This window comes from Pseudomonas sp. QTF5 (genome assembly GCF_000512695.2).
Classification (GTDB): domain Bacteria; phylum Pseudomonadota; class Gammaproteobacteria; order Pseudomonadales; family Pseudomonadaceae; genus Aquipseudomonas.
The window spans coordinates 1-22,765 of sequence record NZ_AZRW02000029.1 but is presented as its reverse complement, the minus strand read 5'-3'; the positions used below and the strand labels follow the sequence as shown (position 1 = coordinate 22,765).

Here is a 22,765-nt window from a genome sequence, read left to right as displayed (position 1 = left end):
AGGGATATACCATGCATTGCGAAACCATCGTCCTGGGCGCGGGGATTGTCGGCGTCAGTACCGCACTCCAGTTACAGGCCCGTGGCCGTAAGGTCGTGCTCATCGACCGCCAGCAGCCGGGTAACGGCACCAGCCACGGCAATGCCGGGCTGATCGAGCGCGCCAGCGTAATTCCCTACGCGTTCCCGCGCCAGCTGTCGAGCCTGTTGCGCTATGCGGGCAACCAGCAGTCGGACGTGCGCTACAGCCTGAAATACCTGCCCAAGGCCAGCCCATGGCTGCTGCAGTACTGGCGGCACTCCGGGACCAAAGGCTTGGCCGCCGCAACCCGGGCCATGCTGCCATTGGTGGAGCACTGCGTCAGCGAACACGACCTGCTCTCTGCACCCGCCGGCATGGATCACTTGATCCAGGCCAGTGGCTGGGTCGAGGCCTACAATTCTCCACCGGCGTTTGCCAAGGCCCAACGCGACGCTGCTGCGCTCATGGACTATGGCCTGAATTATGAAATTCTCGACCGCGACCAGATGCATGCCCGTCAACCGGGCTTGCACAGCAGTGTGGTCGGCGGCATTCACTGGCTGGACCCCAAGACCGTTAGCGACCCCGGCGGCCTGACACGCGGTTATGCCGAACTGTTCGTCAAACGCGGCGGCGAGTTCGTCCTTGGTGAGGCCCTATCCTTGCGCCAGCGCGTGGGTAAATGGGAAGTGCAGAGCGAACAGGGCCTGGTGATTGCAGACGAAGCCGTGGTCGCCCTCGGCCCGCAAGCCCGGGGCATTTTCGAGCCACTAGGGTATGACATTCCACTGGCGATCAAGCGCGGTTATCACATGCACTATGCCGCCCTGCCTGGCACGCGCTTGCAACAACCGCTGCTTGACCCGGTGGGCGGTTATGTCCTGGCACCGATGGTCGGCGGCATTCGCCTGACCACCGGGATCGAGTTCGCGGACAGCCAGGACCCGGCCAACGAAATCCAGCTACGTCGCTGCGAAGAACTGGCGCGCGCCTTCTACCCGCTGGGCGAACGCTTGGATGCCGAGCCTTGGCTGGGACGCCGTCCATGCTTGCCGGACATGTGCCCGGTGATCGGCCCGGCGCCACGACACAAAGGTTTGTGGTTCAACTTCGGGCATGCCCACCATGGCCTGACCCTCGGCCCGGTCTGCGGCCGTCTGCTGGCCGAGTTGATGACCGGTGCCACCCCCTTTACCAACCCTGCCCCGTACAGCGCCGAGCGCTTTCACTGATTGCCGGAGACAAGACCATGCATGCCCTCTCTGCCCGTGTAGACACTCCGCTCGCCGCAAGCCCTGACACCCGTAAGGTGGTGGTTGATATCGTCGGTCTGAACAAGTTCTATGGCGCCTTCCATGTGCTGCACAACATCGATCTGAAAGTGCGCGAAGGCGAGCGCATCGTGCTCTGCGGGCCTTCCGGCTCCGGAAAATCGACGCTGATCCGCTGCATCAACCGCCTGGAAATCGCCGAAAAAGGCCGCATTCTGGTCAACGACACCGACTTGGCCCAGACCAACCGCGAGGCCGCCAAGGTCCGCAGTGAAATAGGCATGGTGTTCCAGCATTTCAATCTGTTCCCGCACATGAGCGTGCTCGATAACTGCACCCTGGCCCCGATTTCGGTGCGCGGCATGAGCCGCAAGAAGGCCGAGGAGCTGGCCCAGCACTTCCTGCAAAAAGTCGGTATCGCCAGCCAGGCCAGCAAGTACCCCAGCCAGCTCTCGGGGGGCCAGCAACAGCGCGTGGCCATCGCCCGGGCGTTGTGCATGGAACCCAAAATCATGTTGTTCGACGAACCCACCTCGGCGCTCGACCCGGAGATGGTAAGCGAAGTGTTGGATGTGATGGTTAACCTGGCCGGCAGCGGTATGACCATGCTCTGCGTGACCCACGAAATGGGCTTTGCCCGGCAAGTGGCCGAGCGCGTGCTGTTTCTCGACGGCGGCCAGATCATTGAGGACGCACCGCCTCAGGACTTCTTCAGCGCCCCGAATAGCGCGCGGGCCAAGGCCTTTCTTGCGCAAATTTTACACTGAGGCCACATACGAGCACGGCTTGCCTGCGATGGCTGCGCCGTCCATACGCCAGGCGTAGGCCGTTTATCAACGCACTTGCGCGCACAGCAGTTTCTTTCCGACATCCGCCACTACTGATCTCAGCAAAAGGAATATTCAATGACTAATATGCTGGCGAATAATGCCGCCCCGAAAAACCTTTCGGTTACCGTCTGCGATCAAGTGCAGACAGCGGCACTGCTAGATTTCAAAAAACTCGTTGACGCTATTGCCCAAGCCGCAACCGAGCTGGAAGCTGGTTCAATTCTGAGCCCTGAGCGCTTGGTTGTACCCTTGGGTGACGGCGGTGTTTTGCTGAGCATGCCCGCCACCGCCCAGGACATCGGCATCCACAAACTGGTTAACGTCCAGCCGGGGAATGTGCAGCGTCAGCTGCCCACGATCAACGGCACGGTAACTGTATGTGATGCCGTAACCGGACAAATAAAGTGCTTGCTCGACGGCCCAGAGGTCACAGGGCGTCGCACTGCGGCAGTAACCCTCCTGGCGATTCGGACGCTGTTGAAGCATGAACCGAAACAGATCTTACTGTTCGGGACCGGCGCACAAGCACGCCATCATATACAAGCTATCAATGCCCTTTTCCCACAGTGCAAGCTGTGGGTTCGAGGAATTGACGCGCAAGCGACGGCAGACTTTTGCAACAACAATCGAGACCTGCACGCGCATTTGCAACCGTGCGGCGACAGCATTCCCGACGTGGATGTGGTAATCACCGTAACCACCAGCACAGAGCCGGTCTACAACGAGCTAGCCAAACCTGGTCGATTGATTATTGGTGTAGGTGCTTTCAAGCCAGAGATGGCGGAGCTTGGCAAAGTCACTCTGGACGGTAGCGTTCTCTATGCTGACGATACTGCCGGTGCGCAGCACGAAGCAGGCGACCTGTTGCGGGCAGGTGTGGATTGGTCTCAAGTCAGATCGCTGGCCGCAGCCATTCGCGGCCCAATCGATTCGTCACGACCCGCTGTATTTAAAAGCGTTGGTACCGCGGCTTGGGACTTGGCCGCTTCGCGGGTCGCGCTCCACGCCCTTGCCAGCCAATAACCCAATTTCGGAAGCTGCATAAGCCGTAGGGACGAGCGCTCCACCGCCCTAGAGGGCACTGTCGAAACGGAAGGAGGCCCCATAAGCCGAGTGGGGCAAATGGCTCGAACCGTCAGCCCGTAACCGCGAACGGAAGGTACCGCTTTGCGGTTGGGTGCGGTATAGGCCACGTTTTTGCAGTTCAGGGATGACCAGCTCGACGAAGTCTTCAAGACTGCCAGGGCTGATCAGCGGATTGAGCATGTAGCCGCTGGTACCGGAAATGCGTGCGTGTTCCTCAATGCGCTCGGCCACCTGTTGCGGGGTACCCACCAGGATCAAGTCGCTACCTCGGGTGACGTTGGCAAAGCGCTGTTTGACGTCGCCAGCCGTCAACGGCTTGCCAATGCCATCGGGACGCATCACGTAAGAGGTCATGCCTTCGGTGTGGGTCGACAGTGCATCGCTATCGGCGTAGCGGCTGATATCGATACCGGTATCGCCAGCGTAACTCACCAGTTGCGCCTGCAAGTGATAGTTGCTTTGCAGTTCGTCATATTTGCGTTGAGCTTCGATCTCGGTCTTGGCTGTGACGATACGCAGCACCGTCAGAGACTTCACATCCTCACGCTGGCGGCCGCGTGCCTGGGCCTTGGCCCAAATGTCTTCCAGGCCCTGGCGGATTTCCTGGGGGTTGGATTTGGCAATAAAAATAAGCTCGGCGTGCTTCGCGGCAAACTCGCGACCTCGACCCGACCAGCCGGCCTGGATCAGCAGTGGTGTACGCTGCGGCGACGGTGAGGTTAGGTGCGGACCGGCCACCCGGTAGTGCTCGCCGACATGGTTAATAGGTTGTATCCGATCACCCCGTGCATACAGCTGACGAGCCTTGTCGGCGACCACGGCATCGTCGGCCCAACTGCCTTCCCAGAGCTTGTACACCACATCGAGAAACTCTTCAGCGCGCTCGTAGCGATCATCGTGCTTGATCATCTGCTCCAGGCCGAAGTTGCGCGCGGCACTGGACAGGTATGATGTGACGATGTTCCAGCCCACCCGGCCATTGGTGAGGTGATCCAGCGTGCTGAAGCGTCGGGCATGGGTAAAAGGATGCTCGTAGCTGGTGGTCACGGTGACGCCAAAGGCCAGGTTTTCCGTCACGGCCGCCAATGCAGGAATGATCATCAGCGGGTCATTGGCCGGTGCTTCCACGGCCCATTTCATCGCCGCATCGGCGTTGCCACCAAACACGTCGTAGAAACCCAGGACATCACCAAAAAAAAGCATGTCGAGGTGAGCCTGGTCGGCAATGCGCGCCAGGTTCGACCAATAGCCCAGAGAATTGACGGCCAGTCGTTCGTCAGCCGGGTGTGTCCAAAGGCTTGGCGCGCCGCCACAACCGACACTGGCTTGCTCATAGAGCGCAAACAAAAGAGGTTTTGGATCGGACATCGTGGTTCCTGTAAATAGAGTCATTAAACGGGGCGGATCACCGCTGATTCTTGAACTTTTGCCGTAGTGGCGTTCAAGGCGGTGCTGTATCAACTCGAGTCCAATGGACAAGAGCCAATAGATGACGGCCGCGGTGGTGAGCATTTCGATGTAGCGATAAGAAGACCGCCCATTGCCTGCCAATTACTCAAGACCAACCACACCGTTGAGCAGGTCTGCGCACGCGCCTTGGCGGTCTACCGACGTCGGATCATGCAGCGTCCAGAAATGTTCTATCAGACGGCTGTAGGTAATCACCTTGGCATCGAAGTCGACTTGCACGACTTCGATCAACTCAGACTCACCTTTTGCTGACCGTGCAAAACCAACCCGAGTGTCGAGCACGCCCGGCAATGTTCTGAATGACGCCTCAACGCCCCAAAAACAGCCGGCACCAAAAGTCGCCTGCTCAACCAGTGTTTTTTGTTGAAGATCGCTCATGTTCTAGCGCCCCCACTGTCCGCCAACAAGTGCAGGTGCAACTGCGCAATGTGTTCTGGGCCGATGCCACAGCATCCTCCAACAATACTGGCGCCAGCCGCTACCCAGGATCTGGACCAACGCAAGTATGACTCGGGATCCAGATCGCCACGAATCTCCAGTAACGTACTATTGGCTTCGGCCTCTGTGCTGACGGGAGGAAATGCGTTGGCGTAAACCCCTAGCTCAATGCTCTGGTCGAGGCTATTAAGAACATCTCGGGCTTCGGCCAGTGCCGCTGCCATTACTTCCGGCTGGCTGCAATTGAACAGCACGACTCTCGCACCCACCTCGGCCGCCACGCGTACCGCCTCGCCGACTGGCTCAGTGGAACGCAGTTGCGGTGACTCATTGACCTCATCCAGAAGCGTAAACGACACCCACAGCGGCTTGAGCTCTGTGCCCAGCGCCTCCGCTACCGCCCTGACTTCAGCCGTAGAACTCTGAGTTTCCGCTAACCAGACATCGACATGCGCCTGCAACCCAGCAATAAGCTCTCGATGGATCGTGACAGAACGTTGATGATCGAACAGGTCTGGCCGATAGGATCCGAGGGCCGGCGGTAACGAGCCAGCCACGATCACCGGCTCGGCACTCTCAGACGCCGCCTGACGAGCGAGCTGCCCAGCCCGCTCAGCCAACACTCGTCCCTTCGCGGCAAAGCGCTCTTCACCTATATGAAAAGGCACAACCGCGTAGCTGTTGGTGGTGATTATCCGGGCACCGGCATCCACGAACGCCCTGTGAGCCTGAAGCACAAACTCGGGTGCCTCGATCAGCGCGAGCGCCGACCATTCAGGCTGGCGAAACGGCGCCCCGATACGTTTCAGCTCGCGCCCCATACCGCCATCGAGTAAACGCAAAGAAGCTTGACTCATTGGTTTGCACTCACCTTAGGCGCCGACGCGGACAGCCATTGATCAACCGTGGTGCTGTTCGCCTGAACCCACGCTTTGGCCGCGACGTCAGCCGGCAGTTTTTCCTTTTCGATCTTCAGGATCAGCTCGTTGAGCTGCGCCGGGTCGATGGTGACATTCTTCAGAAACTCAGCAATTTTCGGGGCGCGTGTCTGCAAGGCTGCGGACGCCAGGACATGAACCTTGGCATCCGGGAAGGCACAGGTAATCTGGCTTTTGTTCAGCCAGTCGGGATCGACCGTCGGACTGATGAATTTCCAGCAGCCATCAACCTTGTAAAGCGGGTCACCTTTTTTGTTGTCCTGGGCGTAGCCGTCGAATGCCGGCTCTTCCAGGCGACGCAGGTCATAGGCTGAGAAGATCCAGTCCGGGGTGTAGGCATAAAACACCACGCCACGTTGCGCCTTGTAGGCCGAGGCCAGCTTGGCATAGGTCACCGAAGCTTCCGTGGACACCGACTCGAATTTATCGGCAAACCCGTAATCCTTGGCCTTGATCTGGCCGATGTAAGTCGACTCCCAGCCCGCCGGCCCCACCAGCAACTCAGCCTTGCCGCCGCCCAGTGGCTCAAACAGCTTGGCCACTTCGGGCTTTTTCAGGTCGTAGATGGATTTAACGCCGTACTTGTCCTGCAAATACCCGGGGATATAGAACCCTTGTTCGCCCGCATAAGGCTTGACGTTTGGCACCAGTGAACGGGGGCCACCCGTGACGTACTTGGCCCACGCAGCCGACTGGTTGGGCAGCCAGATGTCGGTCAACACATCAACCGAGCCGTCGCCTTTCGCGGCGGCACTGAACAGCACCGCAACATCCCCGGCCAGGTACGACACATCGCCGTCCAGTCGGGTTTTGATCACCTCTGCGAGGATGTTCTGAATGGCGATTGCACCTGTCCAGTTCTGCTCGCCAATGACGATCTTGTCCTTAGCCAACACGGTTGCCGGGAGAATCAGGGAGGCCAGCAGCGCGGCTGCGCCCACAGTGCGCGATAAGTGTGTCTTCACGATAAGTCTCACGTTAGTTGTGCAGGTGATCTTGCTTACGCAAGCTCGATTGAATGATTCGGTCAGGGATCAGCGCGCACAGGACAATCGCCACGCCGGCGAGCATGCCCTCGCCACCGTTGATATTGCGCAGTGCTGTCATCACGTCATAACCCAGGCCGCCGGCGCCGATCAGCGCGGCCACAACCACCATTGACAGGCTCATGACGATCGTCTGGTTAATCCCCAGCAACAGCGAACGGCGAGCGAGCGGCAGCTGCACCTTGATCAGGGTTTGCCAAGGACTGGCGCCGTGCGCGACGGCAGCCTCGACAGCGTCCTTCGGTACTTCCTGAATACCCAACGAGGTCAAACGGATCATCGGCGCGAGCGCGAAAATCACCGTCGCGATCACGGCCGGGGTCTTGCCCACCGAGAAGAACGCCACGGCAGGAATCAGGTAGACAAAGGTTGGCAGCGTCTGCATGACATCCAGCAAAGGTGTGAGCAGCCTTCGTACCAGCGGCCGCTTCGCCAGCAGAATGCCGGTTGGCACACCGATGACCAGAGCAATCAGTACCGACGAACCGACCAGCGCCAGGGTCGCGATGGTTCGCTCCCAGAAGCCGAACAGGCCGATGTACAACAACGCCGCGCTGCTGGTCAGCGCCAACGCCAAGCCAGCCGAACGCCAGGCCAGTAACACCAGCGCTAGCGCCGACACCGTCCAGGGCAGCCAGCCCAGCAGGTTTTCAATCCCTTCAATGACGGTGCGAACGGCAACGATCACTCCGATAAACGCCCCCTCGAACGTGACCTGAGACCAGCCGATAAATTCGTCGATGCTCTGCGCTGCCAGCAGTAGCGCCTGGCGATTGGCCGGGAACTGCAGCACTGCATTGGTCGTGTCAGGCGTAATGACTCGCCAGACCACCAAGGCCTGACTGACCAGCAGTACCACCAAGGGCAGAACCCAACCCGATACGCTTCGTCGCACGGGCGCGCGGCTCAGCGAGAACGCAGTGAAGCGGCTGGCAGCGAACACGGCGACTGCCGCCAGCACCGCAAACCACGATGAATTGGCAATGCCTTGACCCAGGACGGCCAATGCCGCGAGTTCGCTGGCAAACGTAAGCCAGAACAATCCGCCCTTACCCCGCGCCGCCAGGGCCGCCGGTCCCAGCAAAAGAGCTTGCCACCCACGCAAGCCAGGGGTAGCGGACTGCTCGCGCAGTTCACTTTCCGGAGCCTTGAAGCTAACGCTGTTCACGCTGTGCAGCGAAGATGGTGTGGGTGTGCAATCCCGAAAAAAGTCCGCGACTTCGGCGTCAGCGGGATGTTCAAGCAATTGTTCTGGAGTGCCCAACTGCACCAGACGGCCATGGCGCAGCACAGCTATTCGGTCTGCCAGGCGTATGGCTTCGGCCGGATCATGCGTGACTAGCAAGGTGCTGATGCCGCGCTCGCGGGCCAGTGCAAGGAAATGGCTTTGCAGATCTCGGCGGATGGTTGGGTCCAGAGCACTGAAAGGCTCGTCCATCAGCAGAATGTCAGGCTCCGTCACCAAGGCCCGTGCCAGGCCGACACGTTGCTGCATGCCGCCGGAGAGCTCATGCGGATAATGCTCACCCCAACCTTCCAGCCCTACCGCCTGCAACTGTAGGGAGGCTGCCGCGTGACGAATCGACTCACGTTCGCCGCGCAACTCCAGCGCAAGCGCGACGTTATCCAGTACTGTGCGGTGAGGTAACAAACCAAAATGCTGAAACACCATACCGATGCGTCGCGACCTCAAATCACGTAAAGCCTTATGGCTCAACCCGCTGATCGCTCGACCCTCGATCAAGACTTCACCACTCGTGGGTTCGATCAAGCGGTTGATGTGACGCAACAATGTCGACTTGCCGCTTCCAGACGTCCCCATCAAGCACAAGACCTCGCCCCGACGCACCTTCAAGCTGACATTGCTCACTGCCGGTGGTGCAGCAGAACCTTTTTTTCGCAGATAAGCTTTGGTGACGTTTCGCAGCTCAAGGACCACATCATCCTCATTGGCTTGATCGGCGGAGGGTTTCGGAAGTCGCTGAGCAGACTCGGGCCGGGCAGTCGCAAAAGAGGATTGAATGATAGTCACAGGAGCTCCCGGCACACTTTCTAAAGTCTATAAAGCTAATAGATCTTAAAAAGCACAAACAAATATCTTTTTGGAATTAGCTTAGGCTGCTCCGTTCCTTCCCTTGGGTCAAAGCTCGGTCCCAGTGATTATTCAAATGCCGATGATCCAGCGCTCCCAATGCCCGAATTTAAAATAACCAAAAAGAATTAATACATAAAGAAACAGTATTTATAGTTATAAAACTATCCGAGTACTCTCAATTTATGCCGTCATTTACCCCACAGTGAAGTGCCCCCATGAATCCGACTGCCAACGTCATCGACTTCGCCAGCTACCGCAAACGCAAACGCAAACAGGCTCAGCAACGGGCACGGGCCATGTGGGAAATGTACGCACGCAATGCAGGTTTGCAGGCCACTCAGTGGGCGCAAGCCGCTAAAGCCAGCGAGACGCGTCACCACGCGTGAATGCGCAAGAACCCTCGCGCTTTCTGGCGAGCGCCGACGAACCCGTGCTGGATTTGAACAACCTGGCACCATTGGAAGAAGACCCGATCTGCGAACGGTCGCACAGAACTTGCAACGCCTGCGGAGCAAGCGTCATCTTTCCCTTGACGCCCTGGCCCCGGCAGTGTGGTGTGAGCCGGGCGATGCTGGCGCAGATCGAGTCCGGGCGCAGCGTGCCGACATCAAGGTGCTGTGCAAAATCGCCAAGGTCTTGAAGGTGTCGATGGCCGCCTTTCTGGAGCATCGGGCCTTCGAAGGGGGTGGCGGTGCTGTCGGCCAGCAAGAGCAAACGCTTGGTCAGTGCCAGCGGCGTCTTTGTCAGCCGCGCGCTGTTTCCGTTCGACGTGGCGCGCCAATCGGAGTTTTACGAACTGCGCCTGAGCCCGTTGAGAGAGGATCAGTCCGAAGGGCATGGCCCGGGCGTGCAGGAAAACCTGGTGGTGGCTCAGGGTGTGTTGGAGATCAGCGTCAACGACGAACGCTACCTGCTCTCCACCGGCGACTCAATCCTGTTCTATGCGGACCAGCCCCACCGCTACCGCAACCCGGCCGACAGTGAGGCGGTGGCGTATCTGGTGGTGGCTTACCCGGAACGCCTGGACTGAAAAGCAGACATTGAAAAGCCCGGCAGGCTTAACCCTGCCGGGCTTTTCAATGTCTGATGCTAAGGATCAGCAGGTGCAGCACATGAGCGGCATGCCATTGCAGCTCATCATCATCGGCATGCTGCAGTCGTTCATTATTTTCATCATCAGCGCGCAGCAGCTTTTCATCATGTCCATGTTCATGCCGGCCATCGGCATGATTTTGCACATCATGCAGTCATCCATCATGGTGCATTCCATCACGCACTTCATCGATGGCAACGGCATGCCCATCATCGGCATTGGCATCATCATGTTCATCATCGGCATGGCCATGCTCGCCGCGGACATGCACATCATGCTCATATTGCCGCAATGCATCATCATTGGCATGCCGCAGTTCATCATCATCATCTGCATCATTTCGGCGCTGTTCTTGAACATCGCCATGTCCATGCCAGCGGCCGGCATCATCTTGCACACTCAAGTGCAGCTTTTCATACAGACGCTTGAGCAAGGCCATCACCCGCTGCCCAGCCTTCTTGCTGCGGACATACACATTCGCATCGTCGGCATAGCGCACGAAGCAATGACCTCGACGTTCAAGCTCCCGATCCACTTCGTCCAGCAGCACATTCGCCAGCAACGGCGACAGCGGGCCGCCTTGCGGCGCCCCGCAGCGGCCTTTCTCGACCACGCCATTGATCAGCGCTCCCGCATCCAGATACGCCCGAATCAGCCGGATAACCGCCCGATCCGCAATCCGCTTGCGTAAACGATCAATCAAAATGTCGTGATCGACCCGGTCGAAGAACTTCTCCAAATCAACATCCACCACCACTCTGCGCCCTGAAGACACATAGCCCTGAGCCGCCAAAACGGCGTCCTGCGCGCAGCGCCCCGGGCGAAAACCGTAGCTGTGTTCACTGAAGGTCGGATCGAGTAATGGCTGCAAGACTTGCAGCAACGCTTGTTGGATCAAACGGTCGGTGACCGTTGGGATACCCAGCTCGCGCTGACCACCGTCGGGTTTGGGAATGGCCACTCGGCGTACCGGACTGGGCCGGTAGATACCTGACATAAGCTGTTCACGAATCGCCGCCCACTGAGTCAGCAGATGTTCGGCCGTCTGATCAATATCCAGACCGTCGACTCCTGCTGCACCTTTGTTGGCTTTGACCCGCTTCCAGGCCCGCTTCAGGTTTTCTTCTCGCAAAGGCCCGCTCCAGCAGCCCTTGCCCTGCGCTATCGGGTTCATCTTGCGGGCGATCGACCTCGTCGCTGATGGGGCTTTTCACGGCTTCACCGCTCGCATCCTCCATCCGCCCCGCGTTTGGCAGGCATCTGACTTCCGGTTTCTCGCATCAACATGGCCTATAACGCTTTCTCTCGTTCGGCCCTTCGTCAAAAAAATAAGACTACTACGGCCTCTGCTGACTTCTCGCTCCGGCTGGCGCCGTCGCCCTTTCAGGCACAAGGCGAGATCTCCCCAGGTAAGAACGCAATCCTTCCCCGCACAACCGCCGGATTTACGCAGCCTGATCCTTGACCACAAGAGCTTCGCGGTTTTATGCCCGCTCGCCCTGATCGGCTTCGCCTTCTATCCAGTTCTTGTGCATCGGCTCATGGCTTCGATCCACGCTTCCTCCCCACACTCGGTCGCCCTCATGCAGTTGCGCTTCACTTCGTTCGCTGTGGTGTGAGTTAGCAGCGGATTTGGCACCGACCAGGACCTTGCAAGAGATTCCGAGTTGACCGCTAGAAGCCGCGGCCGACGGATCTTTCGAGGGTTTAGCGGCACTCAATCGGTGCCAACTACCTGCAAAATAGTTTGTCACCAAAACAGCCAGAAGTCGGGTGAATTTGCGGTCTGTTTGGCACTGCGGTTTGGGCCCAAAAACGTCGAATTTGGAGGTATGAGTCAGGCTCTCGGACGCGATGGTTTGATTCCAAATCGGCCCCAGGGCCTTGTGATCAAAGGGTCTTCCGGAGGCCCACAGCCCGTCAGCAATCAATTCGAATAGATGCGCCCTCCCCGCGCTCTGTTCCGTTTCCCGAGCGCACAATCGGAAGTCCGGCTTTCGCTGCTTCCGTTTGTCTTCAAAGGCACGGCCCGCGTGACGTACAGCCGGTTTCGCTGATTTGGGATGGTGACCTTTAAGAACGAAGAATCGGAACTGAGCTTCCAGGATTTAGCGCCGCGGCGCGGGTGAGGGAAAACGACCTAATCCCCCGAAAACAAGGCATTAGGCAAGGCTATCTGACATGCGAAAAAGCTGAGAAAGAAGATAAATATCAAACAGGATTGGTGCCAAAGGCAGCGCGAAAAAGGGCCAAAAACGGCGTGAACTCACAGATTGCGCCCATGCTGGGCGCACCATAAAAAAGGGTCGCGAGATAAAATCTCGCAACCCTTTGAATTATATGGTCGGGACGGAGTGATTCGAACACTCGCCCCCTAGCACCCCATCTCCTTTTTCATACTTCTTGAAAGCTTCCAAAATTTTACTCTGGATTTTTCTAAGCTAGTATTTACTTGAGCTCCAGCGGTGTTCTGCTCTACGAGAGTCCAGTAACGTCCATCAAGAGCCGGCGCTTTTGTGGGGGTAAAAGTAGGGGGAGTCCGTTTCATGGCCAAAATCACCATCAAAGAACTCGAGTCGCTGACCGCCAACGATGCAGGCCGAATCCTCCGGGAAGATGGCAATCTCGCGGGTCGAATTTCCCTGCGTAAGGACGGCGTGTCGGTCAGCTTTTTCTATCGCTATCGGTGGGGCGAGCAGAACAAAGAATACGCCTGCGGGTCCTGGCCACGCAAATCCCTGACGGACATCCGCAAGGCCCGCAACCAGGCACGGGCACTCATTGATGAGCAAATCAATCCCAACGAGCACAAGAAAACCGCCAAGGCACAGGCATACGCCGCTGCTAACGTAGAGGCTGAACAAGTAAAAACGACGAAGGTGAAAACGCTGACCGTCCAGGATCTGGCCAAGGCGTGGCTGTTGGATGGCGTGGCGCGGAAAGATGGCAATGCTGAATTGCAACGACGCTTTAACAAGGACCTTTTTCCGGCACTCGGCAAGACCGCGGTGAGCAGCGTCTCCGAACACGATGTTCGGGCGCTGATCCGCGCCGTGGTCAACCGCGGCGCTCACCGGCAAGCCATCAGTTTCTTCGCCGACCTCACTCAGATGTTCAGCTGGGCCAGAAAACGTCAGCCCTGGCGGGCCTTATTGATCGAGGGAGATCCGACGGAACTGGTCGACATCTCCCCTCTGATCCCAGCCGACTACGAGGCCGAAAGAAGCCGCATCCTTTCACCGGCTGAGCTGTTGGAACTGCACAACCGCTTCCAGCAAATGACTGCCGATTACAACGCCCTGCCCGCCGGGCAAAAATACGACGGCATACGGCCGCTAAAGAAAGCAACCCAACTCGCACTCTGGATCAGCCTGGGCACGCTGTGCCGGATTGGCGAGTTGCTGCAGGCCGAATGGAAAAATGTCGATCTGGACCGGCAGACCTGGTTCCTCCCCAGTGAAAACGTCAAAGGCACCCGGGGCAAGAAACAGGACCACCATGTCTTCCTCTCCCCCTTCGCCCTGCATTTCTTTCAGGAACTCAAGACCCTGACGGGAGACACCCAGTGGTGCTTTCCGAACAAGCAGAATGATGGGCATGTGGACGTGAAAGTGGTGAGCAAACAAGTGGGTGACCGCCAGGCCCGCTTCAAAAACCGTAAGGCTCTCTCCAGGCGGCGTCATGACGATACCCTGGTCCTCGCCGACGGCCAGAACGGCGATTGGACGCCGCATGACCTGCGCCGCACCGGCGCGACCATGATGCAGGCCTTGGGGGTCAGTCTGGACGTCATCGATCGCTGCCAAAATCATGTGTTGGCCGGCTCCCGGGTGAGGCGCCACTACCTGCATCACGACTATGCCGAAGAGAAGAAACGTGCCTGGAATCTGTTGGGCGATCGTCTCAGTGCCGTGTTGTCCTCAACCTACGAGCATCCACCCTCCGAGTCGATGATGTCTTTCCCAGCGTACGCATTGACAGAGGCACGGCCATCTTCATAGGCCGAACGTACCATGGCCCGAAGATTCGGAAACCTCAGTGGACGCAGTGATTTGCGTCCACTGGCGTCAGTAATCCGTGACTAAGCTGCTGCCTGTGGACGCGCCGAACTTAACTTTCGTTCGTTATTCTCGACGCTGAGAAAGAGCCCTGCGGCAAGATTGAAGCACGGCGAGCCTGAGACGCCCCAATCCGAGAACACCTTGCCCACAAGGCTCGGAAGCCAAGCAGAAACACACTCAGCCAAATCAGAATGATTTACAATGCGTTTCCTTTGGCTGAGGCTGGCGTTTCGTGGATGCATTCTCGCTTGTCTATAAGCACCTGATCGAGTGGGTGATCGCGCCTGTCACCGAGCAGTTTCTCAGCATTTTTAATCTGAACGGCCGCCTCGGGGTCTTGTTTCTTTGCGTCTCCTACAGCGTCGCCTATGGCCTGTTCCGCTTCAGAAAATATCGCGGCCTGACCGACGCCCGTTCGTTCTGGAAATTCATCGGCGGTCGCCAGGTGTACTTGCATCGCTCGGCGCTGCTGGATTACCGCTACTACTTCGTGCGGGCCATTCTCAAGGTCGCCCTGGTGCTGCCCATTGTCCATCTGGTCGATCCGTATATCCTGCGCTCCGGGGATTACCTGGATTTTTTTAGCAATCTTTGGGGCGCGCGCCCGCGCCTGGAGGAGAACCTCTCGCTCGCCCTGCTCTACGGGCTGGGGGTGTTCTTGGTAAAGGATTTCGTCCATTACTGGGCGCACCGGGCCTTTCACTCGCGCTGGCTCTGGGCATTTCATAAGGTCCATCACTCGGCGCCGGTGCTGGTACCAGCGACGGCGAGCAGGGTGCACTTCGTGGAAAAGATCGTCGAGAAACTCAGCACCACCGCCTGCCTCGGCCTCTATGTCGGTGGCTTCTGGTACGCCTGTGGTGGCGAGATCAGCCGCTACACCCTGTTCGGCGTGACCTATCTGGTGTTCATCTTCAATGGCCTAGCGGCCAATCTGCGTCACACTCATGTCTGGCTGTCATTCGGGCCGGTGCTCGAACATCTGCTTAACAGCCCAGCCCAGCACCAGATCCACCACAGCGACGCCCCCCGTCACTTCAACCGGAACTTCGGCACCAACCTGTCTCTTTGGGACTGGATGTTCGGCACGCTATATGTCACCCGCTCGCAGCCCGAGAACCTGCGCTTCGGCACCGGAGAACAGGACCACCAGCATTACCTGACGGTCTATAGCCTGATCGTCACGCCCTTTGTCGAAACCGCCCGCAAGCTCCTGGCGAAACGCCCGCGAAGGGTTGAGCCTGAAACGCCCTATTCATAGCCCCAACCATAAGAGACGAAGGGATGACTGCGGAAGCCGTCATTTCTGATTTCGAGTTGGACTTGGTTGTTTAACGCGTCCTTGTTTCGACACAAGGAAGTTCTTATGCATCCGACGGGCCTTCCTGACAGAGTCGTAATTGTACAGCCCGTTACCAGCGACTAGACTCCCTCGCATGAAACGCTATTTGCGGTGCTGCCTCATTTTCCTGATCAGCTTGGCGCTTCCCCTGAGCGGGATGGCGGGCATTCAGGCACCGACAGAACCTTGCCCGATGAAAACGACGGGCATGACCATGATGGACGATATGAACCCGGACTGCTGCCTTGACATGAGCAGCTCCGCCGATCATGGCAAACCCTGCAAGCCTGGCCAGGAATGCAGGAGCGCCAGTCTGCTACAAGTGTCGTTTGGGAAACCTGCCACCCGTTTGTCCAGTTCGCAGATGCTAACAATCTTCAGCGACTTCCTGCCTGCTTATACCCCGTCCGGGGTGTGGCGACCGCCTCGCGCTTGATTCCTGTACCACACTGAACCTTATCCCGCTCTGCGCGGGAAGGCATATCTGCGCGCATGTCTAATGAGGCGCGCAGTGGATCCTCACAGGAATCGTGAACATGAAACCCAAGTGCTACTGCACCGGTTGGCCCCTCGTGGCCGCCCTGGCGGCAAGCGTGCTGGTATTGCCGAGCCTGGCCGCCGCCCTAACACTCGACGAAGCCTTGCGCCTTGCCGAAACCAATGCACCATCGCTGACCGCCCAAGCGGCCAAACTGCAAGCCGCCAGCAGCGCCGCCATTCCAGCCGGCGAACTACCCGACCCGAAGCTTCTGCTGGGCGTACAAAACTATCCCATCGGCGGCCCTGACCGCTGGCGCCTTGAGCAGGACTTCATGACCATGCAGATGGTCGGCGTCATGCAGGAGGTGCCCAACCGCGACAAACGCAAAGCACGTGTTGAGGTCGCCGAGGCGGCCGTCGATCGAGCTGCGGCTGAAGCTCGTGTGGAGCGTCTGAATGTTCGTCAGGCCACGGCATTAGCCTGGATCAGCAGCTACTCCGTCGAGCGTAAAGAGGCACTGTTCCAGGACTTCTTTCGAGAGAACCGCCTGTTGGCCGATACCGTCCGGGCACAGATCGCCGGCGGTCGCGCTCAACCTGCCGATGCAGTCACGCCCAAACAGGAAGCCGCTCAGTTGGCGGAGCAACAGGACGAATTAATTCGCCTGCGTGCCCAAGCCCGAGCCGCACTCAAACGCTGGATTGGTTCGGCCGCCAATGACCAACCAATCGGCAGCTTGCCGAAGTGGCCCATCGATACGTCGGGGTACGCCCAAAAGCTGCAACATCACCCCGCGCTGACGGCATTCGCCCCGATGACCCGCGAAGCGCAGGCCAAGGTCCGTGAAGCGGAAGCGGAAAAGCAGTCCGACTGGAGCTGGGAACTCGACTATCAGCGGCGCGGGCGGGAATTTGGCGACATGGTCAGCGTGCAATTCACATTCGACCTGCCACTGTTCCCCGACTCCCGACAAAGCCCGAAGATCGCCGCCAAACACGCCGAACTGAATCAGGTGGAGGCCGAGCGCGAAGCTCTCGTACGTGAACATACCCAGCAACTGGAGGACGATCTGGCTGAGTACGAGCGTCTGAACCGTGCCGTGCGCCGCAGCCAGGACAACCTATTACCGTTGGCCAAGGAAAAGGTGGCGCTGACCATGGCCAGCTACCGCGCCGGTAAAAGCGACTTGGCGGCTGTCATCGCAGCCCGACGTGAACTCATCGAGACCCGCCTCAAACAGATCGACTTCGAAGAACAACGAGCCCTCACCAGTGCTCGCCTGTATTTCGCTTATGGGGACGCCAATCAATGAGCACTCGAATCTGGAAAGGGGCATTACTGACAGGCCTCTCGATTGCCCTGGGCGCCGCCGGCGGTTACTGGTTCGCTCAGCAGCGCATGAGTGCAATGTCTGATACCACCGCCGAACAACCCCCTGAAACGCAAGAGGAACGCAAAGTACTGTATTGGTACGACCCGATGTCCCCACAGCAGAAGTTTGATAAACCAGGAAAATCGCCCTTCATGGATATGGAGTTGGTGCCCCGATACGCTGATTCCGCGGCGGACAGTGCGGTCATCAGTATCGACCCAAGCCTGACCCAGAATCTCGGCCTGCGCTTGGCGACAGTCACTCGTGGAGTCCTCGCTTCCAGCCTGGATGTAACCGGTGTGCTGGCGTTCAATGAACGGGATGTCGCGGTGATTCAATCGCGAACTGCCGGCTTTGTGGAGCGGGTGTATGCCCGCGCACCAGGCGATGTGCTCAAAGCCAATGCGCCATTGGCGGATATCCTCGTACCGGAATGGGCTGCTGCTCAGGAAGAATTCCTCGCACTTAAAGGTAACGGTGATGCTGACTTGCTGGCAGCGGCACGCCAACGTCTGCGCCTCACGGGAATGCCGGCGACACTGATTACTCAGGTAGAGCGCAGCGGCAAGGTTCAGCCGAACATGACCCTCACCAGTCCCATTGGCGGTGTGCTGCAAGAGTTGGATGTACGAGAGGGAATGACGGTGGCCGCCGGCAAGACCCTGGCACGCGTCAATGGTTTGAGTAGCGTCTGGCTGGCTGTGGCCGTTCCAGAGTCGGAGGCTGGATCGATCGTCGTCGGTCAAACGGTCGAAGCACGTCTGCCAGCCTTCCCTGGGACTGTGCTCAACGGCACGGTCAGCGCGATTCTTCCCGAAACCAATCCGGACAGCCGCACCATTCGTGTACGCGTCGAACTGCCCAACCCTGACGGGCGCCTCAGACCCGGATTGACGGCGCAAGTGCGCCTGAATCATTCGACTGAGCAAAGCGTGTTGTGGGTACCGAGCGAGGCACTCATTCGCACCGGCCGACGCGTCCTGGTGATGCTCGCCGAAGACGCTGGTCGCTACCGTCCCGTAGAAGTGCAACTCGGGCAGGAAAACGAAGGCAAGACGGTGGTGCTGAAAGGTTTGGAAGAAGGCCTGCAGGTGGTTACCTCCGGTCAGTTCCTGCTCGACTCCGAGGCCAGTCTCCAGGGCATCGTCGCAAGCACGATGGAAACGCCACCCTCTACCGCCGTAGCTTCGGCCTTGCATGAGGCGGACGGGCAGATTGTCGAAATCAACAACAACGACGTAACCCTCGCCCATGGTCCGTTCAAGACGCTCGGCATGCCGGGGATGACCATGACCTTCCCATTGGCGGACCCTGCGCTCAGGCAAGGACTCAAGGCGGGCGACAAGGTTCGGATTGCGGTGAGCCAAACCGACGATGGCTTGCGGGTTGAACACCTGGAAAAACCAGGGGGGCAGCCATGATCGCCGCCCTGATTCGCTGGTCAGTGGCCAACCGCTTCCTGGTACTGCTGGTGACGCTCTTCGTCACGCTCTGGGGCGTCTGGTCGGTTCAGAGCACCCCCATTGATGCACTACCGGACCTCTCCGATGTTCAGGTGATCATACGCACCCCTTATCCAGGACAAGCGCCGCAGATCGTTGAAAACCAAGTGACCTACCCGTTGACCACCACCATGCTTTCGGTACCGGGAGCCAAGACCGTACGCGGCTATTCCTTTTTTGGCGACAGCTTCGTTTACGTGCTGTTTGAGGACGGTACGGACTTGTACTGGGCCCGCTCACGGGTGCTGGAATACTTGAGTCAGGTCCAAAGCCGCCTGCCGGCTTCCGCCAAACCGTCCTTGGGACCCGACGCCACAGGCGTGGGCTGGATCTATCAGTATGCACTGGTGGATCGCAGTGGCGGACACGACCTGGCGCAACTGCGGGGCCTGCAGGACTGGTTTCTCAAGTTCGAACTCAAGACCCTGCCCAACGTTGCGGAAGTCGCCACCGTGGGCGGCATGGTCAAGCAGTACCAGGTGCAGCTCGATCCACTCAAATTGGCCAGCTTGGGCATCACTCAAGCTGAGGTGACCGAGGCCATTGGCAAGGCCAATCAGGAAACCGGTGGCGCCGTACTGGAGATGGCGGAGACCGAGTTCATGGTCCGCGCCTCCGGCTATCTGAAGACCCTCAATGACTTTCGCGCGATTCCACTCAAGCTCGGTGCGGCTGGCGTACCGGTGACCCTTGGCGATGTAGCCACAATCCAACTGGGGCCGGAGATGCGTCGTGGCATCACCGAACTCGACGGCGAAGGCGAGACCGTCGGCGGCGTGGTGATTCTGCGCAGCGGCAAGAACGCTCGCGAAACCATTGCCGCGGTCAAGGCCAAACTTGACGACCTGAAAAGCAGCCTGCCGGCCGGGGTGGAAATCGTCACCACCTACGACCGTAGCAAGCTGATCGACCGCGCTGTGAAAAATCTCAGTCACAAACTGCTCGAAGAATTCATCGTCGTCGCGCTGGTCTGCGGGATCTTCCTCTGGCATCTGCGCTCATCCCTGGTGGCCATTATCTCGCTGCCCGTGGGGGTGCTGATTGCCTTCATAGTCATGCGGCACCAAGGGATCAACGCCAATATCATGTCCCTGGGCGGGATCGCTATCGCCATCGGCGCCATGGTAGATGCCGCCGTGGTGATGATCGAAAACGCTCACAAAAAGGTCGAGGCCTGGTACGCGGTCCATCCCGGCGAAGAGCTGAAGGGCGAACATCACTGGCATGTGATGACCGAAGCGGCGGCCGAGGTGGGGCCGGCGCTGTTCTTCTGCCTGTTGATCATCACCCTGTCGTTCATTCCGGTGTTCACCCTGGAGGCGCAAGAGGGTCGCCTGTTTGGCCCCCTCGCCTTCACCAAGACCTATGCCATGGCCGCGGCGGCCGGACTGTCTGTGACCCTGGTACCGGTGCTGATGGGCTACTGGATTCGCGGACGGATCCCCAACGAACAACAGAATCCATTGAACCGCTGGTTGATCAGGATCTATCAACCGGCCCTGGACGCGGTGCTGCGTCGTCCCAAAATCACCCTGCTGGTCGCGCTATTGATTTTTCTCAGCGCGCTATGGCCGATCTCTCGCTTAGGTGGCGAGTTCCTCCCTGCACTGGACGAGGGTGATCTGCTCTATATGCCTTCGGCTCTGCCGGGGTTGTCGGCGCAGAAAGCCGCGCAGCTGTTGCAGCAGACTGATCGCCTGATCAAGACCGTCCCCGAAGTCGAACACGTCTTCGGTAAGGCTGGCCGCGCCGAAACCGCCACCGACCCGGCTCCGCTGGAGATGTTCGAGACCACTATCCAGTTCAAACCACGCGAACAGTGGCGTCCCGGTATGACCCAGGAAAAATTGGTGGAAGAGCTGGATCGAGTGGTACGCGTCCCAGGGCTGACCAACATCTGGATACCACCGATCCGCAATCGCATCGACATGCTCGCCACCGGGATCAAGAGTCCGATCGGAGTGAAAATTGCCGGCACCAACCTGACCCAGATCGACGCGGCTACTCAGGCGGTCGAGCGCGTGGCCAAGGATGTGCCCGGGGTCAGTTCAGCCCTGGCCGAACGCCTGACCGGCGGCCGCTATATCGATGTGGACATCGACCGCAAGGCTGCTGCCCGCTACGGGCTGAACATCGCCGATGTGCAGTCGATCGTGGCCGGTGCTATTGGCGGTGAGAACGTCGGGGAGACGATTGAAGGGCTCGCGCGCTTCCCGATCAACGTGCGTTATCCCCGTGAGTGGCGTGACTCGCTCGTCGCCTTGGAGCAGCTGCCGATCTACACCCCTTTAGGGAGTCAGATCACCCTCGGCACCGTGGCAAAGGTCAAGGTCAGCGACGGTCCTCCCATGCTCAAGAGCGAGAACGCCCGGCCTTCCGGCTGGGTGTACATCGACGTGCGTGGCCGGGATATTGCCTCAGTGGTCGCCGACCTGCGCCGGGTCGTCAGTGAGCAGGTCAAGTTCCAGCCAGGTATGAGCCTGAGCTACTCAGGACAGTTCGAATTTCTCGAGCGGGCCAACGCGCGGCTCAAACTGGTAGTACCGGCCACGTTGCTGATCATTTTCGTGCTGCTCTATCTGACGTTCGCCCGCTTCGACGAGGCCTTGCTGATCATGGCCACCCTGCCGTTCGCCCTGACTGGCGGGGCGTGGTTCCTCTATCTGCTGGGGTTCAATCTGTCGGTGGCCACCGGAGTCGGGTTCATCGCCCTGGCCGGCGTGTCGGCCGAATTTGGCGTGATCATGCTGCTTTACCTCAAGAACGCCTGGACCGAGCGAGAAGACGCCGGTGATAACACAGAGCGAGGGTTGATCGCTGCGATTCGTGAAGGCGCGGTGCAGCGGGTCCGACCCAAAGCCATGACTGTGGCGGTCATCATTGCTGGCCTGTTACCGATCCTATTGGGTAGCGGTACCGGTAGCGAAGTGATGAGCCGCATCGCCGCGCCCATGGTCGGTGGCATGGTCACCGCGCCCTTGTTGTCCTTGTTCGTCATTCCGGCGGCCTACCGTTTGATGCGCCGTCGGCACCTTCCAGTTGTATCCATCAACCCTCAAGGGAAAGTCGTATGAAACTCACCCTGATCGCCGTTGCAAGCACCGTTATTGCACTGTCTCTTTATGCCCAGGCAGAGGACATGCCAGGTATGAAGATGGACGATATGCCCATGAACGACATGCAGATGAAACAGGAGGCGAAGCAGGCTCCCGTGGCCAAAGCCGAGGGTACGATCAAGGCCATCGATACAACGAAACACACGGTGACTATCGCCCATGGCGCTGTGCCGGCCGTGCAGTGGCCCGCCATGACCATGGGGTTCAACGCAACAGCCAAACAACTGGCAGGCCTGAAGATTGGGGATCAAGTAGCGTTTGAGTTTCGTGCAGAGGGGATGGCAGCCACAATCGTGTCCATCAAGACTCTGAAGTAGCAATGGAATGGATGCCTGGTTCGACATCCACAAGCTGATATCGGGCCAGTCATCCGTCATTAAAAAGACTCTGACCTATCCCGTCGCTGCAAAGTCCTAAACCGCCGGGAATGCGGGGCTGTGGACGATCCATCTACGTATTAAACCGCCAAAATCATAAAATTTTGGGCATCGCGAAGCGGTGCCAGGCATCGCGCGAGAAAATCCAAAACAGAGCGTCAACTCCCCCCGGTGTCAGGATAGTTGTCGCCTCTCCGATTTTTCCTGAAAAAGCATATCGGGGGCG

16 protein-coding genes and 4 pseudogenes are annotated in these 22,765 nt (G+C 58.7%); 13 read left to right on the top strand and 7 right to left on the bottom strand.

What is annotated here, in order from left to right; translation table 11 throughout:
- The first annotated feature begins 11 nt into the window (after nucleotides 1-11).
- The 3 genes from IC37_RS20495 (at nucleotide 12) to lhpI (ending at nucleotide 3,145) form a co-directional block, all read left to right on the top strand.
- On the top strand, nucleotides 12-1,253 hold the full coding sequence (locus IC37_RS20495) for an FAD-binding oxidoreductase (RefSeq protein WP_030131265.1): 1,242 nt from the start codon (nucleotides 12-14) through the stop codon (nucleotides 1,251-1,253).
- A 17-nt stretch (nucleotides 1,254-1,270) separates the two neighbouring features.
- A complete protein-coding gene (locus IC37_RS20490) occupies nucleotides 1,271-2,059 on the top strand; it encodes an amino acid ABC transporter ATP-binding protein (protein ID WP_030131266.1) in 789 nt (262 codons plus the stop codon).
- 138 nt (nucleotides 2,060-2,197) lie between these two features.
- On the top strand, nucleotides 2,198-3,145 hold the full coding sequence (lhpI, locus tag IC37_RS20485; protein WP_030131267.1) for a bifunctional Delta(1)-pyrroline-2-carboxylate/Delta(1)-piperideine-2-carboxylate reductase: 948 nt from the start codon (nucleotides 2,198-2,200) through the stop codon (nucleotides 3,143-3,145).
- 48 nt (nucleotides 3,146-3,193) lie between these two features.
- On the opposite strand, the gene IC37_RS20480 is transcribed toward lhpI, so the two are convergent.
- The 5 genes and pseudogenes from IC37_RS20480 to IC37_RS20460 form a co-directional block, all read right to left on the bottom strand.
- Nucleotides 3,194-4,576, bottom strand: coding sequence for an LLM class flavin-dependent oxidoreductase (locus IC37_RS20480; RefSeq protein WP_030131268.1), 1,383 nt, complete (start codon nucleotides 4,574-4,576; stop codon nucleotides 3,194-3,196).
- A gap of 225 nt (nucleotides 4,577-4,801) precedes the next feature.
- Nucleotides 4,802-5,056 (bottom strand): annotated as a pseudogene (locus tag IC37_RS20475) (peptide-methionine (S)-S-oxide reductase); the annotation flags it as partial.
- On the bottom strand, nucleotides 5,053-5,973 hold the full coding sequence (locus tag IC37_RS20470; protein ID WP_030131270.1) for a homocysteine S-methyltransferase family protein: 921 nt from the start codon (nucleotides 5,971-5,973) through the stop codon (nucleotides 5,053-5,055). The pseudogene IC37_RS20475 and the gene IC37_RS20470, both read right to left, overlap by 4 nt.
- Nucleotides 5,970-7,019, bottom strand: coding sequence for a glycine betaine ABC transporter substrate-binding protein (locus IC37_RS20465; protein ID WP_095920372.1), 1,050 nt, complete (start codon nucleotides 7,017-7,019; stop codon nucleotides 5,970-5,972). Before IC37_RS20465 ends, IC37_RS20470 begins: the two co-directional genes overlap by 4 nt.
- A gap of 13 nt (nucleotides 7,020-7,032) precedes the next feature.
- Nucleotides 7,033-9,039: an ATP-binding cassette domain-containing protein gene (locus tag IC37_RS20460; protein ID WP_256580775.1), complete on the bottom strand. Its 2,007-nt coding sequence runs from the start codon at nucleotides 9,037-9,039 to the stop codon at nucleotides 7,033-7,035.
- Nucleotides 9,040-9,410: 371 nt separating this feature from the next.
- Here IC37_RS20460 and IC37_RS30125 point away from each other — a divergent pair, with 371 nt between their 5' ends.
- Together IC37_RS30125 and IC37_RS20455 are read left to right on the top strand one after the other, a co-directional pair.
- Nucleotides 9,411-9,581, top strand: coding sequence for a hypothetical protein (locus IC37_RS30125; RefSeq protein ID WP_177409419.1), 171 nt, complete (start codon nucleotides 9,411-9,413; stop codon nucleotides 9,579-9,581).
- Nucleotides 9,582-9,634: 53 nt separating this feature from the next.
- Nucleotides 9,635-10,225, top strand: a pseudogene (locus IC37_RS20455) (helix-turn-helix domain-containing protein).
- A gap of 46 nt (nucleotides 10,226-10,271) precedes the next feature.
- Here IC37_RS20455 and IC37_RS30625 read toward each other — a convergent pair.
- Entirely contained in the window at nucleotides 10,272-10,433 is a 162-nt protein-coding gene (locus IC37_RS30625; RefSeq protein ID WP_158225667.1) for a hypothetical protein, read from the bottom strand.
- Between IC37_RS30625 and IC37_RS30190 the strand changes: the two are divergent.
- Nucleotides 10,359-10,784: pseudogene (locus tag IC37_RS30190) on the top strand (hypothetical protein); the annotation flags it as partial. The gene IC37_RS30625 and the pseudogene IC37_RS30190 overlap by 75 nt on opposite strands.
- On the opposite strand, the pseudogene ltrA reads toward IC37_RS30190, so the two are convergent.
- Nucleotides 10,737-11,462, bottom strand: a pseudogene (gene ltrA, locus IC37_RS20445) (group II intron reverse transcriptase/maturase); the annotation flags it as partial. The pseudogenes IC37_RS30190 and ltrA sit on opposite strands and share 48 nt — an antisense overlap.
- Nucleotides 11,463-12,834: 1,372 nt before the next feature.
- On the opposite strand from ltrA, the gene IC37_RS20435 reads away from it, so the two are divergent.
- The 7 genes from IC37_RS20435 (at nucleotide 12,835) to IC37_RS20405 (ending at nucleotide 22,479) form a co-directional block, all read left to right on the top strand.
- Nucleotides 12,835-14,289: a site-specific integrase gene (locus tag IC37_RS20435; protein WP_030131274.1), complete on the top strand. Its 1,455-nt coding sequence runs from the start codon at nucleotides 12,835-12,837 to the stop codon at nucleotides 14,287-14,289.
- A 292-nt stretch (nucleotides 14,290-14,581) separates the two neighbouring features.
- On the top strand, nucleotides 14,582-15,610 hold the full coding sequence (locus IC37_RS20430) for a sterol desaturase family protein (protein WP_030131275.1): 1,029 nt from the start codon (nucleotides 14,582-14,584) through the stop codon (nucleotides 15,608-15,610).
- Nucleotides 15,611-15,785: 175 nt separating this feature from the next.
- The gene (locus IC37_RS30620; protein WP_030131276.1) at nucleotides 15,786-16,127 is read left to right on the top strand and encodes a hypothetical protein; all 342 of its coding nucleotides are present in this window, start codon (nucleotides 15,786-15,788) and stop codon (nucleotides 16,125-16,127) included.
- Between the two features lie 100 nt (nucleotides 16,128-16,227).
- Entirely contained in the window at nucleotides 16,228-17,484 is a 1,257-nt protein-coding gene (locus IC37_RS20420; protein ID WP_030131277.1) for a TolC family protein, read from the top strand.
- Nucleotides 17,481-18,965, top strand: coding sequence for an efflux RND transporter periplasmic adaptor subunit (locus IC37_RS20415; protein ID WP_030131278.1), 1,485 nt, complete (start codon nucleotides 17,481-17,483; stop codon nucleotides 18,963-18,965). The genes IC37_RS20420 and IC37_RS20415 overlap by 4 nt, the downstream gene beginning before the upstream one ends.
- Nucleotides 18,962-22,120 (top strand): efflux RND transporter permease subunit, encoded by a 3,159-nt coding sequence (locus IC37_RS20410; RefSeq protein ID WP_030131279.1) that lies wholly within the window; start codon nucleotides 18,962-18,964, stop codon nucleotides 22,118-22,120. Before IC37_RS20415 ends, IC37_RS20410 begins: the two co-directional genes overlap by 4 nt.
- Nucleotides 22,117-22,479, top strand: a complete 363-nt coding sequence (locus IC37_RS20405) for a copper-binding protein (RefSeq protein ID WP_030131280.1) — start codon at nucleotides 22,117-22,119, stop codon at nucleotides 22,477-22,479. Before IC37_RS20410 ends, IC37_RS20405 begins: the two co-directional genes overlap by 4 nt.
- Nucleotides 22,480-22,765 lie beyond the last annotated feature (286 nt).

Bases quoted from the DNA above. Each gene is read 5' to 3' on its own strand.
- IC37_RS30620 (WP_030131276.1), top strand. From the start codon at position 15,786: ATGAAACGCTATTTGCGGTGCTGCCTCATTTTCCTGATCAGCTTGGCG.
- IC37_RS20410 (WP_030131279.1), top strand. From the start codon at position 18,962: ATGATCGCCGCCCTGATTCGCTGGTCAGTGGCCAACCGCTTCCTGGTA.
- IC37_RS20420 (WP_030131277.1), top strand. From the start codon at position 16,228: ATGAAACCCAAGTGCTACTGCACCGGTTGGCCCCTCGTGGCCGCCCTG.
- IC37_RS20495 (WP_030131265.1), top strand. From the start codon at position 12: ATGCATTGCGAAACCATCGTCCTGGGCGCGGGGATTGTCGGCGTCAGT.
- IC37_RS20415 (WP_030131278.1), top strand. From the start codon at position 17,481: ATGAGCACTCGAATCTGGAAAGGGGCATTACTGACAGGCCTCTCGATT.
- IC37_RS20490 (WP_030131266.1), top strand. From the start codon at position 1,271: ATGCATGCCCTCTCTGCCCGTGTAGACACTCCGCTCGCCGCAAGCCCT.
- IC37_RS20470 (WP_030131270.1), bottom strand. From the start codon at position 5,973: ATGAGTCAAGCTTCTTTGCGTTTACTCGATGGCGGTATGGGGCGCGAG.
- IC37_RS20435 (WP_030131274.1), top strand. From the start codon at position 12,835: ATGGCCAAAATCACCATCAAAGAACTCGAGTCGCTGACCGCCAACGAT.
- IC37_RS30125 (WP_177409419.1), top strand. From the start codon at position 9,411: ATGAATCCGACTGCCAACGTCATCGACTTCGCCAGCTACCGCAAACGC.
- IC37_RS20480 (WP_030131268.1), bottom strand. From the start codon at position 4,576: ATGTCCGATCCAAAACCTCTTTTGTTTGCGCTCTATGAGCAAGCCAGT.
- IC37_RS20405 (WP_030131280.1), top strand. From the start codon at position 22,117: ATGAAACTCACCCTGATCGCCGTTGCAAGCACCGTTATTGCACTGTCT.
- lhpI (WP_030131267.1), top strand. From the start codon at position 2,198: ATGACTAATATGCTGGCGAATAATGCCGCCCCGAAAAACCTTTCGGTT.